The 15,178-nt window shown below is 42.2% G+C and carries 13 protein-coding genes; 6 read left to right on the top strand and 7 right to left on the bottom strand.

From position 1 onward, the window contains the following. Position 1 precedes the first annotated feature (1 nt). The 4 genes from FLA_RS25625 (at position 2) to FLA_RS25610 (ending at position 4,828) form a co-directional block, all read left to right on the top strand. The gene (locus FLA_RS25625; RefSeq protein ID WP_076375704.1) at positions 2 to 535 is read left to right on the top strand and encodes a rod shape-determining protein MreD; all 534 of its coding nucleotides are present in this window, start codon (positions 2 to 4) and stop codon (positions 533 to 535) included. Positions 536 to 607: 72 nt separating this feature from the next. Then, positions 608 to 2,677 carry a penicillin-binding protein 2 gene (gene mrdA, locus FLA_RS25620; RefSeq protein ID WP_076375702.1) on the top strand — a complete coding sequence of 690 codons (2,070 nt, stop codon included), beginning with the start codon at positions 608 to 610 and terminating at the stop codon, positions 2,675 to 2,677. Further along, complete coding sequence (gene rodA, locus FLA_RS25615) at positions 2,678 to 4,024, top strand: rod shape-determining protein RodA (protein ID WP_076375700.1); 1,347 nt, start codon at positions 2,678 to 2,680, stop codon at positions 4,022 to 4,024. A 48-nt stretch (positions 4,025 to 4,072) separates the two neighbouring features. After that, positions 4,073 to 4,828, top strand: a complete 756-nt coding sequence (locus FLA_RS25610) for an MBL fold metallo-hydrolase (RefSeq protein ID WP_076375698.1) — start codon at positions 4,073 to 4,075, stop codon at positions 4,826 to 4,828. 57 nt (positions 4,829 to 4,885) lie between these two features. On the opposite strand, the gene FLA_RS25605 is transcribed toward FLA_RS25610, so the two are convergent. The 7 genes from FLA_RS25605 to FLA_RS25575 all read right to left on the bottom strand — a co-directional run bounded on the left by FLA_RS25605 (position 4,886) and on the right by FLA_RS25575 (position 10,502). Further along, a complete protein-coding gene (locus FLA_RS25605) occupies positions 4,886 to 5,290 on the bottom strand; it encodes a hypothetical protein (protein WP_076375696.1) in 405 nt (134 codons plus the stop codon). Between the two features lie 13 nt (positions 5,291 to 5,303). After that, positions 5,304 to 6,047: a hypothetical protein gene (locus FLA_RS25600; RefSeq protein ID WP_076375694.1), complete on the bottom strand. Its 744-nt coding sequence runs from the start codon at positions 6,045 to 6,047 to the stop codon at positions 5,304 to 5,306. A 33-nt stretch (positions 6,048 to 6,080) separates the two neighbouring features. Further along, entirely contained in the window at positions 6,081 to 6,626 is a 546-nt protein-coding gene (locus FLA_RS25595) for an RNA polymerase sigma factor (protein ID WP_076375692.1), read from the bottom strand. 92 nt (positions 6,627 to 6,718) lie between these two features. Next, positions 6,719 to 7,678 (bottom strand): transketolase family protein, encoded by a 960-nt coding sequence (locus FLA_RS25590; protein WP_076375690.1) that lies wholly within the window; start codon positions 7,676 to 7,678, stop codon positions 6,719 to 6,721. 41 nt (positions 7,679 to 7,719) lie between these two features. Continuing rightward, a complete protein-coding gene (gene galE, locus FLA_RS25585) occupies positions 7,720 to 8,775 on the bottom strand; it encodes a UDP-glucose 4-epimerase GalE (protein WP_076375688.1) in 1,056 nt (351 codons plus the stop codon). A gap of 41 nt (positions 8,776 to 8,816) precedes the next feature. Further along, complete coding sequence (locus FLA_RS25580) at positions 8,817 to 9,830, bottom strand: inorganic phosphate transporter (RefSeq protein WP_076375686.1); 1,014 nt, start codon at positions 9,828 to 9,830, stop codon at positions 8,817 to 8,819. A 24-nt stretch (positions 9,831 to 9,854) separates the two neighbouring features. Continuing rightward, positions 9,855 to 10,502 carry a DUF47 domain-containing protein gene (locus FLA_RS25575; RefSeq protein WP_076375684.1) on the bottom strand — a complete coding sequence of 216 codons (648 nt, stop codon included), beginning with the start codon at positions 10,500 to 10,502 and terminating at the stop codon, positions 9,855 to 9,857. A 348-nt stretch (positions 10,503 to 10,850) separates the two neighbouring features. Between FLA_RS25575 and FLA_RS25570 the strand changes: the two genes are divergently transcribed. Both FLA_RS25570 and FLA_RS25565 read left to right on the top strand, forming a co-directional pair. Next, entirely contained in the window at positions 10,851 to 13,640 is a 2,790-nt protein-coding gene (locus FLA_RS25570) for a TonB-dependent receptor (RefSeq protein WP_076375682.1), read from the top strand. A gap of 91 nt (positions 13,641 to 13,731) precedes the next feature. Beyond that, on the top strand, positions 13,732 to 15,117 hold the full coding sequence (locus tag FLA_RS25565) for a hypothetical protein (protein WP_076375680.1): 1,386 nt from the start codon (positions 13,732 to 13,734) through the stop codon (positions 15,115 to 15,117). Positions 15,118 to 15,178 lie beyond the last annotated feature (61 nt).

The raw sequence follows: 15,178 nt of genomic DNA, 5'->3' as shown, positions 1-15,178 counted from the left end.
GATGAGTACACTTGTAAAAAATATTATCCGCTTTATCCTGTTCTTGCTGGTTCAGTCACTTGTGTTAGACAAGGTGCCACCTTTGCATCAGTTTGTAAAACCTTATTTGTATTTCCTGTATATATTATGGCTGCCCTTTAATACACCCAGGGTGGGGTTAATGTTGCTGTCGTTTCTGTTCGGTTTGTGTATGGATTACTTATCCGGCACACCCGGTTTGCATGCGGCTCCCTGTGTGCTAATTGCTTACCTGCGTCCGTTTTTGCTGAACGTATTAATGCCACAGGAGAAAACAGAATTGTCTTATGGCGAACCTGGAATAGCCAGCATAGGCTTTGCTCCTTATAGCGTATATGTAGTACTCCTCACCTTTATACACCATGCTTACCTTATTCTGATAGAATGGCTTCAGTTTGGAAATTTCCTGTTTTTTGTAGGTAAAGTAGCGGCCACCACTGCTATCAGCCTGCTGATGATTTTTGTAACAGAGGTACTTTTTTATCGCAAATCGCGTTATCGCACAAATGCTGCATAATACTTTTTGTACTGCATGGTAAATGAATATTTTTGTGTATTCTCTCAAATCCCTTAATTATTCTATTATCCAATGTCGGTATATAACCAGTCCCGTAACCGGGTCGTTCAGGTAATATTTATCGTAGTATTTCTTGTTATTATAGGTCAGCTTTTGCACCTGCAGCTTATTTCTGATGAATATGAGCAGGATGCCATTAACAATGCCCGCTATCGTAAAGTAGTGTATCCCGATCGTGGCATTATTTACGACCGCAAGCGAAAACCCATCCTGGAAAACACCATCATGTACGACCTGATGGTTACGCCCGGTGAAATAAAGGGAACAGACACCGCTGCTTTTTGCCGCATTCTGGGCATTGATACTTCCGAATTTAAAAAGCGCATCCTGGCTGCTATTATTAAAAACACCTCTTACAAACCCAGCATATTTGAACCGGTGCTTACTCCCGAGCTATTTGCGCGGTTAAATGAAGATATGTACCGCTTCAACGGCTTTGTGTTGCAGGAACGGCCCGTGCGCAGTTACCCTCATAGTGTGGCAGCAAACCTGCTGGGCTATATTGGAGAAGTGGATACCAGCTTTTTAAAAAGGCATACAGGCGAAGGGTACGAAATGGGCGACTTTGCCGGTTTATCAGGTTTGGAAAGAGTGTATGAAAAAGTGCTGATGGGCCAGCGGGGTATTAAATATTTTATCCGCGACAACAAAAGCCGTATCCAGGGAGCTTTTGAAAACGGCCGTTTTGATAGTTCTGCTATTGCAGGACGTAGTCTGTACACCTCACTGGATGTGGAAATGCAGGAACTTGCCGAGAAGCTGCTGAAAAATAAAATAGGCAGTGTGGTTGCCATCAACGTAAAAACCGGGGGCATTTTAACTATGGCTTCCGGTCCTTCTTTCGATCCCAACCTGCTTACCGGGGCTTTGCGCCGTAAAAACTTTGGCCGTCTTTTGCTGGATACTGCACGGCCTTTATTAAACAGGGCTATTAAGGGACAATATCCGCCCGGCTCCACTTTTAAACCTCTGGGAGCATTGGTGGCACTGGACGAACATTTGATTACTCCTGATTATGGTTATAACTGTGGTGGCGCTTATATATCCTGTGGCAAACCTGTAAAATGTGAACACTCGGGTGGCGGGCATGCGGATAACCTGCGCAGAGCGCTGGCCGCTTCCTGTAATAGTTATTTTTCACAGGTGTTTCGCCTGGCTATTGACAACCCCGGCATGCATAACGCACAAGAAGGCTACCTGAAATGGAAAGAGTATATGAACAGCTTTGGGTTAGGTGTGAAGCTTGGGGTTGATTTACCGAGTGAAGACGGTGGAAATATTCCTGACACTTCCCGCTATAACCGCGACTTTTTAACGTCGCGCTGGAACAGCTGTAATATTCTTACCTTGGGAATAGGGCAGGACAGAATGCTGGCTACGCCACTGCAATTGGCTAACATGAGTTGTATCATTGCGAACAAAGGCTATTACTTTACACCTCATCTGGTTGACAGTATTGAAAATGAAACAGAGAAGGATGAACAATTAATTAAAAAGTACCGGGTTAAGCACAAGGTTACCAATATCAGTGATGAAGTGTATGAAGCGGTGCATCTGGGGATGGAAGACGTGACTGTATATGGAACAGCTGCCGCTATTAAAGTACCTGGTGTAAATTATTGTGCAAAAACCGGTACCGCTCAAAACCCGCATGGTGCTAACCATTCTATTTTTGTATGCTTTGCACCTAAAGAAAATCCGCGTATTGCGGTGGCTGTGGTGGTAGAAAATGCTGGCTATGGTAGCACCTGGGCTGGTCCGATAGCAGGTTTTATGATGGAGAAATACCTGAATGATACCATTGCTAAAGACCGTTTATCAGAAGTGGAACGAATTTCGAATGCAGATCTGGTGCCGGGAGCTATTAAAAACTGGTACAAGGCAAAAGAAGCTGCGAGCATTGCCAAAGCGGCTGAAGTAGAAGAAACTACGGCTGCTGCTTTTGAAGGCAGTGGAGAGGACAAAAAGCCTGCTGTGGAAACCGAGACGGGAAAGAAAGAGAAGGAAAAGGATGCAGCTAAAAAAAGCGAGCCTGCTGTGGCAACTGAGGACAAAAAAAGTAAAAAGAATAACCGTAAATAAATGAGCAACAATAACGGTATTAATATATCGAAGGGTATTGACTGGTGGATAGTGCTATTGTATGCTGTGCTGGTAAGTATTGGCATACTTTGCATTTTTATGGTGGAGTACAGAAGTGGGGTAAGCTGGTTATCTTCTTTGTTTACCGGTAAAACCAATTATAGCAAACAAATATGGTTTGCGGGGTTGTGTGTAGTGGTGGCTACGTTTATACTATTAAGTGATAGCAAACTCTATACGGCCTTTGCCAACCTGCTATATGTGTTTGGTATATTTCTGATGCTGCTCACCTTTGTGCTGGGTAAAAATATTAACGGTAGTAAAAGCTGGATTCCGTTAGGTGGTGGTTTTAACCTGCAACCGGCAGAGCTATGTAAAATTTTTGCTGCGCTTGCCCTGGCCAAGTACATATCGCGGCAGGATACTGATTTTTCCAGGCCTACTTCGCAGTTAATAGCAGCTGCTATTGCACTGGCACCTGCCATGCTTTCCATCCTGCAAAACGAAACAGGGTTGGCACTGGTATATTCCTCTTTTTTTATAGTAATGTTCAGGGAGGGCTTACCTTCCTGGATTTTGATAGTAGGCTTTTCGTTTGGAACCCTGGTAGTGGCAACGTTAATTATGGAGCCGAACCTGCTGGCTATTATATTAACAGGTATTGCGGCATTGACTATTTACATTCTGCGCAGACAAATTAAGCGCAACAAAGGCATGCTGGTGTTTGTAATTGCCATCTGGGCTTTTTGTGTAGGCATACAGCGCTTTGCGGTACCTTATATCTTTAATAACGTATTTCACTGTTACCAGTCGCAACGTATTTACAGCATGGTGGGTAAAGATTACGATTGTGGGTTAAACAGGAGCGCACGTAATGGAGCTGCCAATGACAAACCAGTAAAGAAGCCGGATGACTACAACGTGCGCCAGAGTAAAATAGCAATAGGTTCAGGTGGCATTTTAGGCCGGGGCTTTTTAAAAGGCACCCAAACGCGCGGCAAGTATGTGCCGGAGCAGCATACCGACTTTATTTTTACTTCCCTGGGCGAGGCCTTTGGCTTTACCGGATGCCTTGTTTTTCTGGGTATTTATTTATTCCTGCTGTTACGGATTGTGCGACTGGCTGAGCGACAGCGAAGTACATTTAGCCGGGTATATGCTTATAGTGTGGCAAGTATATTGTTTTTACATATTGCCATTAATGTGTGTATGACCATTGGTTTGTTTCCCATTATTGGTATTCCCTTGCCGTTAATCAGTTACGGCGGCTCAAGCCTGTTAACGTTTACCATTCTTATTTTTATTATGATAAGGCTGGATGCTGATAAGCACATGGTATTGCGTTAAAAGCCGGGAGTTGGTATTTACTACTTTTGCACTTTGAATATTAGAGCTATGAAGATTATTCCGTTATCAGAAGGGGAGTTTACGATAGATAAAACCAAAGTGTTTATACCGTTCAACTCAGAGGTCGACGATTTGCAAAGCAGACCGATAGGCAGCTTGCTGGTAGAAGTTCAGCCTTTTGTGGTGGTTACTTCTAAAGATGTGTTGTTACTGGATGCCGGGCTGGGCTTTAGCCGCGATGGCGAATTACAGCTGGTAAGCAATCTGAAAAAGAATGGCATTGAGCCGGAGCAGGTGACCAAAGTGCTGATGTCGCACCTGCATAAAGACCATGCTGGTGGTGTTAGTTATAAAGATAAACTGGGGCACTACCATTTAACCTTTCCCAATGCGGTGTATTACGTACAGGAAAAAGAACTGGAGTTTGCTTTTGAAACCGGCTTCCCTTCTTTTATGCCGGAAGAGCTGGAAGAGTTACAAAACAACAGCCGGGTAACCTTGCTGAATGGAGATGGGGATATTGATGGTTATATCCGTTATCATGTAACCGGCGGTCATAGCCCTTTTCACCAGGTATATTGGATTGAGGAGGAAGGAGAAACCATATTCTTTGGTGCAGATGATGCCCCACAGCTGTCGCAGATGAAAAGCCGTTTTGTAGCCAAATACGATTATGACGGTAAGAAATGTATGGAACTGCGCAAACAATGGTGGGAAGAAGGGCATGAAAATAATTGGACATTCCTGTTTTATCATGATGTAAAAGCGCCGGTATATAAAGCACAAAAGGGGGCTGCATTATAAAAACAGATCGGCCCTGGAAAGAGCTGACTGTATTACTACTAACCTATGAAAATTTGCTTATTGATAGCGGTTGGCCTGCTGACGGGCTTTTTTGCGGTTTTCCAGTTCTTTCCGTAGCATTTCCCGAAAGCTTCTTTCAACAGTAAAAGTTCTGTTTACCCGGCCGTCATCTGCCAGAATTTTTTTAAACTCTACCCTGTATTTCTTTCTAACCTGTAATATGGTTTCTTCAAAAAGGATTTCATCATCTACCTCGTCATGCGATTTACGCACTTGTTTCAGTTCATCTATATAGACATTGTATACCGGCCAGAATTTTTGAGATTCCTGTGGGGTAAGGTTTAACTGGCGTGTAATAAAAGCAATGCGAATCGCTTCGGTTTTATTAACCTTGCCAGGTTGTGCGGTGCCGAAAAAAACTGAGAGAAGGAAGAGTGATATAAAAAGGAGTTTTTTTGTCATCTTTTATCAAAGTTTATATCCCCTTTCCTGCACTTTCGCCGGGTTCGCTGTTTTCCTGTAGATACCGGCTTATTTCTTCTTCACTAATTCCCTTTATAACACGCTGGATATCTGGAGAAACGCCCCCTGCGTTAGGAATAACATCGCTATTGGAAGGATGAGCACTAAGATAATTAACTATTTCATCTTCAGTAAGAACGGATACTGCTTTCTTTACATCAACAGACTTATTCTCTTTTTCCAGGCCGTTTTTCCCGGAAAAGCTGCTGAAGTTATCGCTGAACATAAAAGCAGTAATGGCCATAATTGCAATAAGGGCGGCAGCTGTTGCATACGACAACAGTTTATGCACCCTGGTTGATACGGGTATTACTTTCGCTTTTTGGTTTGTTACAGCGCTTGTGGTGGCAACAGGTGTGGTTATTTGTGAAAAATACCCTTCAGGTATAGAATAGGGATTATGTTTAGGAATGCCGGATAGTAGTGGGGAAATTTCCCGCAACTCCTGCAACACCTCGTTCTCTGCCGCTACAGCAGGCATGGTGTCTGCTTGTTGGTGTATAGCGGCCACAATAGTAGTGGAAAGCGTATCAAAATAACCAGTAGGTGCCTGGTAGGGATTACGGCGTATTTGCTCATTGGCAAGGTATAAGTGCGCTAAAATATGTTCCGGTAAGGTGTTAAAATACCCTTCCGGAATACTGTATGCATGCTTGCCCTTCGCCTCGTTCAATATGTCACTATTATGCTCAGTCATGTCCCTATTTAGACTTTCCTACGCCAAACTGGTTTAATTATTCTTGATAAACTCCTCTATTTTTTTAACTGCATGGTGGTAGCTGGCTTTTAAAGCACCTTCACTGGTGCCCAGCACCCTGCTCATTTCTTCATAGGGCATTTCATCGTAGTAACGCAGGTTAAATACAATTCTTTGCTTTTCAGGAAGTTGTTGCATGGCCACCTGTAGTTTCCATTCCAGTTTATTGCTATCGAAGTATCTGTCTGCCTTTATCTTATTGCTGAGGTTGCTCTCTACATCACTTAAACTTACTGCAGTACGCTTTTTCTGGGCTTCCAGGAACGTGAGGGATTCGTTGGTGGCAATACGGTATAACCACGTATAAAGCTGGCTTTCTTCCCGGAAATTATCCAGGGCGTTCCACACCTTAATAAACATATTCTGCAGCACATCATTGGCATCATCATGGTCTACCACCATACGGCGTATATACCAGTACAGTTTCTCCTGATACTTTTTGATGATAGCCGTAAATGCTTTCTCCCTGGAGTCAGGTTGCCTGAACAAATGAATAAGTTCCTTATCGTCGGGGTGCATGCAGGAAACTTGTTTATGAATTATTACATACCAAAAATAAGTCCCGCCTATATTGCGGGACTTATTCTTAAAACGTTTTAACGTTTTGTTGGTTATTTGCGGCTGATGGCCCTTTCTGCTGCGGCAACAATATCCGGAGTATCTAAGCCGTATTTTGCCAGCAGATCGGTTGGTTTACCGCTTTCGCCAAATGTATCTTTTGTACCAACGTATTCAATAGGAATAGGCAGGTGTTTAGCTGCTACATGTGCAATGCTATCGCCCAAACCGCCTAAAATATTATGCTCTTCACAGGTAACAGCACAACGGGTTTTGGTAATAGATTTCAGAATCGCTTCTTCATCCAATGGTTTAATAGTATGAATATTGATCAGTTCAACGCTATAACCTTTTTCTTCGAGGATACGGCCAGCTTCAATGGCTTTCCATACCAGGTGGCCACAGGCAAAAATGCTGATGTCAGCACCTTCGTTCAACACCTGGGCTTTACCAATTACAAAGTCGCTGCCATCTTCTTTAGTGAAGTTGGGCCATTTGGGACGGCCAAAACGCAGATAAACCGGTCCTTCGTAAGAAGCAATGGCTTTAGTAGCCGCTTTGGTTTGGTTAAAATCGCAAGGCACAATAACGGTCATGCCTGGCAGCATTTTCATCATACCAATATCTTCCAGTATCTGGTGGGTAGCACCATCTTCACCCAGGGTTAAACCTGCGTGGCTGGCACATATTTTTACGTTCTTGCCACTGTAGGCAACACTCTGGCGAATCTGGTCGTATACACGGCCGGTGCTGAAGTTGGCAAAAGTGGTTGTGTAAGGTATTTTACCTCCAATAGTTAAACCGGCGGCAATACCAATCATATTGGCTTCTGCAATACCGCACTGCACATATCTTTCAGGAAATTCTTTAATAAAGGGTCCAATTTTCATAGATCCGGCCAGGTCGGCTGTCAGTACTACTACATTGGAATTAGCTTTGCCTATTTCATAAATGCCTTCGCCAAAGCCACCTCTGGTTTCCTTTTCGTTTTGTACCTGAATATCCTTAACCATTATCGTTGTATTATTTGTTGAACAAATGTAAATGCTAGAATTTAATTGAGGGCAGGATTTTGCTTTTTCATTAAAGCTTCATCTTGTTTCACTTTCAGTTCCCATTTCCAGGCGGTATCCATCATTTCGTCCAGCCCGTATTTAATTTCCCATTTCAGGGTATCTACCGCATGGGCGTTGTTGGCATAAATAGCCACCACATCACCTGCACGCCGTGGGCCTACTTTGTAGTTCAGTTTCTGGCCGCTTACTTTTTCAAATGAGTTGATAGCTTCCAGTACGGTTACACCATTGCCGGTTCCCAGGTTAAACACCTCGCATTTGCTGGCGTTCTTTTTATCCAGTAAATATTGTACTGCCAGGGTGTGCGCATGGGCGATATCGCAAACATGAATAAAGTCACGCATACAGCTACCATCGCGGGTGTCATAATCGCTGCCAAACACCGTCATCTGTGGCAGTTTGCCAATAGCGGTTTGCGTAATTACAGGCACCAGGTTTTGGGGTTTGCCTAAAGGCAGTTCTCCAATAAACGTAGTAGGGTGGGCGCCTACGGGGTTAAAATAACGCAGTAAAATAGAATTGTAACCATAAGCACGGGAGTATTCTTCTATAATCTGCTCACCCATTTGTTTAGTGGCACCATAGGGCGATTCTGCTTTTTTGGTAGGCGACTTTTCTGTAACCGGTATTACATCGGGGTTGCCATATACCGTGCAGGAAGAAGAGAATACGAAATTGTCAATCTTGAATTCTTTGGTGCATTTAAGCAGGTTAATTAAACCAAAGAGGTTGTTTTCGAAGTAATCTAATGGTACTTCCACCGATTCGCCTACGGCTTTATATGCTGCAAAATGAATAACGCCGGCGATATCAGGGTTTTCCTGAAATACTGCCAGCGTTTCATCAAAATTCTTTAAGTCTACTTTGTAATTCTTCAGCTTTTTACCGGTGATTTTCTCAATACCGTCTAACAGGTAAGTGGTAGAACGCGAGTTGTCATCGATGGATACTACATCAAAGCCGTTTTCAATTAAGTCAACTACGGTGTGCGAACCAATAAATCCACATCCGCCGGTTACAAGGATTTTAGACATGTGTTTGCGTGCTTGTTATAGTACGCAAAATACACATAAACTTATTTAAACAGCACAAGAATATAGTAAGCGATAGCTGCAAATATGGCACTAACAGGAATGGTTAGTACCCATGCCCATACCAGGTTAATGGTTACCCCCCAACGTACAGCGCTTAACCTTTTGGTTGCACCTACGCCGATAATGGAACCGGTAATGGTATGTGTAGTTGACACTGGTATTTTAAAGTGCTCAGTTAAAAACAGGGTAATAGCGCCTGCTGTTTCGGCAGCTACTCCTTCTAACGGAGTTACTTTGGTAATACGTGTACCCATGGTTTTGACAATTTTCCAGCCACCGCTCATAGTACCCAGGCCTATGGCCACAAAGCACATGATAGGTACCCAATCGGGAATATGCCCCAGATCGGGAATGTAGTGACTGGCCACCATAGCTGCGCCAATAATACCCATTACCTTTTGTGCATCGTTACTGCCATGCCCCAGGCTAAACAGGCCGGATGAAACCAGCTGCAGCCTTTTAAACCATTTTTCGGTTTTGTAGGGATTACCTCTTTTACAGAGGTGCACTATTATAATAGTAATGATAAAGGCTATGATCATACCTATTAAGGGAGCTGCAAAAATGAACAGGATGATAGGAATAACCTTGGCAGCTACTACTACGCCCAATGTTTTGTAACGGGCTACTGCTGCACCTATCAGGCCACCTATCAGCGCATGTGACGAGCTGGAAGGAATACCAAACCACCAGGTGATCAGGTTCCAGGCTATTGCAGAAATAAGGCCGGCCAGGATTACATACAATGCATAAGGGTCGCCCTTATCCAGGGTTACACTTTTGGCAATGGTATCGGCAATACCAAAATGGCCTACTACGTATTTAGAAATGAAAAAAGCTCCGAAATTGAAAAATGCTGCCCACAATACCGCCTGGAAAGGAGTTAATACCTTGGTTGAAACGATAGTGGCAATAGAGTTAGCGGCATCATGAAACCCGTTAATGTAGTCGAATACAAATGATAAGACTACAATTACTATTAATAATGTAACCATAAATAGCGTTCTGTTGCCGTTTTACTAGGCGTATTTAACGATGATGGATTCTATCACATTGGCTGCGTCTTCGCACTTATCGGTAACGGTTTCCATAGCCTGGTATATTTCCCTTTTCTTGATCAGCTCTTTTACGTCGTTTTCTTGTTCAAAAAGCTTTTCAATGCTCATGTCAAATACATCATCTGCCTGGTTTTCAATGCTGTTTACGCGAACCATGGCTTCAGTCATCTGGCGCAGGTTTTTCATATCACGCAGGCCGTAGATGGCTTTTTTAATTTCGGCGCAACCTAATTCAATCAATTCCGCCATTTTCTGGATGCCGCTGTCGTTAGGATTAACGCGGTAGAAATTGATTTTTTTGGCAGAAGAGAATATATAGTCACAGATATCATCCAGGGCAGTAGCGAGATAGTGAATATCCTCGCGGTCGAACGGGGTAATGAAATTGCGCCCGAGTTCAGTAAAGATTTTATGGGTAAAATCATCGTTTTTGTGCTCAAGATCTTCAATAAGGCCAATCAGGGAAGCTCTTTTGTCCAGGTCGGGCTCGTATACTACTTGTTTAATTACCTGTCCCATGTGCTCTACGTTCATGCCTACATCTTCAAACAACTCGTAAAAGATCCGGTTTTTAGGCATAAACAACTTGCCGATGTTATTAATTCCCATTACATCAAATTTTGGGGCAAAAATAGAATTAAGCAACGCGCCTTACGGCAGTTACTCAAAATTAACGATAAGATAATATGGCAGTAACAACAACGCAATGCCGCAAAATTTGTTCGTATGGTTCGTATTCCTTTTCCTTTTTAATATTCACCCCTGGAATTATTATAAGACTGTTAGAATAGTTATATATCTGAATATTAATGTGTAGGAAGCCACTCAGGATAGTATTTGACTATATAGATTGATGAATTATCGATTAGATATGCTAAAATGATGTTACATGAAGTTAACGTTGTCGTAACGTTGACGTAACATGCCCCGGATAGTTTTGCTGCAAATCTCCAGGACGTGACTAAAAACTATTCAATAGTTGTTATTTTCTTTTTATCTCTTTTAGCTATTGCTTATGGGCAAACCCCTGTAAAATTTTCAGGTAAAATTGTAGATGCCGAAAACAGCGTTCCACTGGCTGGTGCTTTAATTGTTGTGCAGGAAAGTGGTGCAAAAACGGTAACGGATGTAGAAGGCCGCTTTTTTATCCAATTACAGAAAGGCAAAAAATATACGTTCAAAATAACCAGCCTGGGCTATGCACCTAAGGTAGTAAATGATATTTCAGCAGAAACTGGTAATACACTGGATATAGTATTGGATAAGGATAACGGCAACCAGCTGGAAATGGTGGTGATTAAATCTACCAGTGCCCGCAAAGAATCAGCTGCATCTATATACCTCGCGCAGAAAAACAGCTCTTCCATTTCTGATGGTATTTCTGCAGAAGTGATTAAAAGATCTCCTGATAAAAGCACGGGTGAAGTATTGAAAAGAGTAAGTGGTGCTTCTGTACAAGATAATAAGTTTGTAGTAATCAGGGGTTTGAATGAGCGTTATAATACCGCTTTATTAAATAATTCTGTGTTACCAAGTACAGAGCCTGATAAAAAAGCCTTTTCATTCGATATTATTCCTTCTTCCCTGGTAGACAACCTGGTTATTTACAAGTCGCCTTTGCCTGATTTACCAGGTGATTTTGCTGGAGGCGCTATTAAAATATCTACCAAAGATTATCCTGCAAGCAAAATCAGTGAGTTGTCTTTTTCGGCCAGCTACAACTCTATGACCACCTTTAAAGAGTTTTATAAGGGCATGCCGGATGGTTCACTGGACTTTTTAGGCTTTTTTGATAAAAAATCTCAAATCCCTAACCCTTATTACAAACGCAGAGGTGGTGCTTTTGGCGATTTGGATGCTGCTGATAAAAAGGCTATCACTAAATTATTTCCCAATACTTACGGATATAACAAGGCGGCTAACAGTATTCCTAATTTCAGCCTTAGCTACACCGGCGGTAATACTGCCTTATTAAAAAAAGGCCGTAAACTGGGATACATTTATTCACTCGGATATAGCACAGGGCATCGTGTTTCTGACAGAAACAGGCTGGATGCTCCTGGTAATGCAAAACAGCTGGATTACGATTATTATACGACTAATTACGATCAGCGAAATAACCTTTCGGCTTTATTAAACCTGACTTATTCTTATGGGAAAAGTAAAATTGCCTTGAAGAATATCTTCAATAACGATTTTACCAAAACTGTTGCCCTCAGAAACGGGCTGAACTATGCCGGAGTTACTCCCATTGGGGTTAAATCGGTAAACAGCGAAGCTACCGGCAATGGAATTTTAAACAGTGTGCTGGAAGGAACGCACAAAGCAGGCAGTAACTGGGATATTGACTGGAGTGGATCTTTTGGCTTAACCTATCGCTGGCAGCCTGATCAGCGTATATTGGCCTTCCGTGGTTCGGAAGCTGCTCCTTACGATTACTTCATTAAGCTCTCTAATGAAAACTCTCCTGCTATCAGAGATGCCGGCCGTGTATACTCTTACCTGAAAGAATACATCTATGGCGCTAATGTGAATGTGAGCAGAAAATTCAGCCTGTTTAACAACGAGCAGCGGTTTAAAGTAGGGATTTCCAATTACTATCGTACCCGTAACATGGAAGTAATTGCACTGGGATACAGTACTATTAATCCTAGTTTCGGTGCTGAAATTAAAGAGTCAAAAACTACTGATTTTGCTACTATGTTTTCGCCGGAAAATATAGACCAGTATAACTTAACTCTGGCTAATATTCCTACCAATTCCGCTGAATACAAGGGCACCGGGCTTTTAAATGCCGGATACCTGATGTTTGACAATAAGTTTAATGGTGGATTTAAGCTTACCTGGGGAGCAAGACTGGAGAATTATACACAGAAACTGACAGGGGATAATGAAAAGAATACCAAAAACAGTAACCTGGACATCCTGCCATCTTTCTTGCTTACCTATAAGCTTACAGAAAATACCAACCTGCGTTTGGCTGGTTCCAGATCTGTAAACAGACCTGAGTTCAGAGAAATGGCTTCCTATAGTTTTTATGATTATGAAAATAACATTGTAGTAAAAGGAGCGCCTAACTTAAAAAGAGCTACTGCATCTAATGCTGATTTAAGATACGAGTGGTTTCCGGCAGCAGGTGAAATTATGTCGGCCAGCTTATTTTATAAAAACTTCTCTAATCCCATTGAACAAACCAACCTGAATAACGACGTGTATTCCTATGCTAATGCTGATAAAGCGAATGTGTATGGAGCAGAGCTGGAAATACGTAAAAAACTAGGCTTTTTCAATACTGCCTTTTTCGATCACCTGACATTTTATGCGAACGCAGCTTATATGAAAGGATCGGTGCAGTTAGGTGGTGTTAACTCTAACAGGCCTTTACAGGGGCAGTCCTCATACCTGGTGAATAGTGGACTTACTTACGCTACCATAGCTGACGACCTGATCTTTAATGTGCTGTATAACAAAATTGGACCAAGGCTCAGAGCAAGAGCAGGCAACCAGTCACTGGATGTATATGAGCGTCCAAGGGATGTGATTGACTTTCAGGTGACCAAAAAACTGGTAAGTAATAAACTGGAATTAAAAGTTACTATCAGTGATATCCTGGCACAGGCTAATCAATGGTATTACAAATACGACGCTAATCCTTCTAAAATGGGGTACGATGCTAACACAGATAAAATTATCAACTCTGTGAAGTATGGTACTACAGCTACCCTGGCAGTGCGATATAACTTCTGATCATTATAAAATCTTTTATCACCTATGTATTAACACTGAGTTAGTACATGAAGGAACAAGTTCTTAATTCTCTGAAAAATCGATCGTTATTATGAAAAAGTTTGCTTCTTATCTGGCTTTAAGCTCAATAGTATTGGGCACAGCATGTAGCAAGAGTGACAACCAGGCAGATCCAGGCACAGGCGGTGGTGGCACTACCACTCCTACAACCGTAGACATTCGTGGTGTAATTTCTGGTGACAAAAAGTTTTCTAAAGACACCATTTATCGTCTTCGTGGTTATGTGTATGTAACTAACAATGCTAAACTGACTATCGATGCCGGCACCAAAATAGTATCTAATAAAGATTCTGCGGGTGTACTGGTTATTTACAAAGGATCTCAGATACTGGCAAACGGTACTGCTGACGCGCCTATCGTTTTCACTTCTAATGAAAAAACACCTACTCCAGGTGATCTGGGTGGTGTAGTATTAGTGGGTAAGGCTACAGGTAATGGAAACCACAAAGTGTTAGAAGGCGGTGTTTCTGCTGACTATAATGCTTTTGGCGGTACAGATGATGCTGACAATTCAGGTGTTCTGAAATATGTTAGAATTGAATATGCTGGTAAAGCAGTTAACCCAGGTGACGAGGTGAATGGTTTGTCATTATATGCGGTAGGTTCTGGTACTACTATTGACTACGTTCAGGTAGTAAGAGGGTTAGATGATGCCTTTGAAATTTTTGGTGGAGCTGTAAATGCAAAACACCTGATCGCTTACAATTGTGCTGATGATGATTTTGATTTTGATGATGGTTACCATGGTAAAATTCAGTTTGCTGTGTCTGTAAAAGATCCTGCATTCACTGATGCTAAAGGTACTACTGGTGATATCTCTAACAACTTTGAGGTGGATAACGTAAACCCAAGCAACCTGCCTTTTGCTTCAACTCCTAACACATTCCCTACCTTATCTAACTTCACAGCTGTTGGTCCTAACAATGCAACTGGTACCAGCTCTGATTATGGTTATGGTATGCGTTGGAGAAGAGGTGCCAAGTTTATCCTGGCTAACTCTATCGTAATCGGTGGACAAAAAGCAGGTCTGGATCTGGATGATGATTCTACTGTTTCTTACTATAAGCAAGGTATCAGCAAGTTTTACAACAGCTTCCTGCATGCTTATGGCAAACCATTCCAGGTTGACAAGCAAGTGTTAAATCCTGTTACTTTAGATTCTGCTGGTTTGGCAAGCCTTACCACTGGTGCTAATCTGAGTGTTTATTACTCAAACTATGCTGAAATTAAACTGACTGATCCGTTTGCTAATGCAGCCCCAAAACTGCAACCAGCTTCTGGTTCACCAGCTTTAACTAAGGCTGCTAAGTTTGATGCAGGTTTATTGAGCGACGCTCATTTTGAAAAAGTTACTTACATCGGTGCATTTGACGGTACTAATGACTGGACTGCTAAATGGGCTGTTTGGGGTAGATAATTCAAGTAATCTGAATTAAAATATACAGTATAAACCTTATTTATATAAGGTTTATACTGTT

Source organism: Filimonas lacunae (genome assembly GCF_002355595.1).
GTDB lineage: Bacteria > Bacteroidota > Bacteroidia > Chitinophagales > Chitinophagaceae > Filimonas > Filimonas lacunae.
This window is presented reverse-complemented; position numbering and strand designations above follow the sequence as displayed.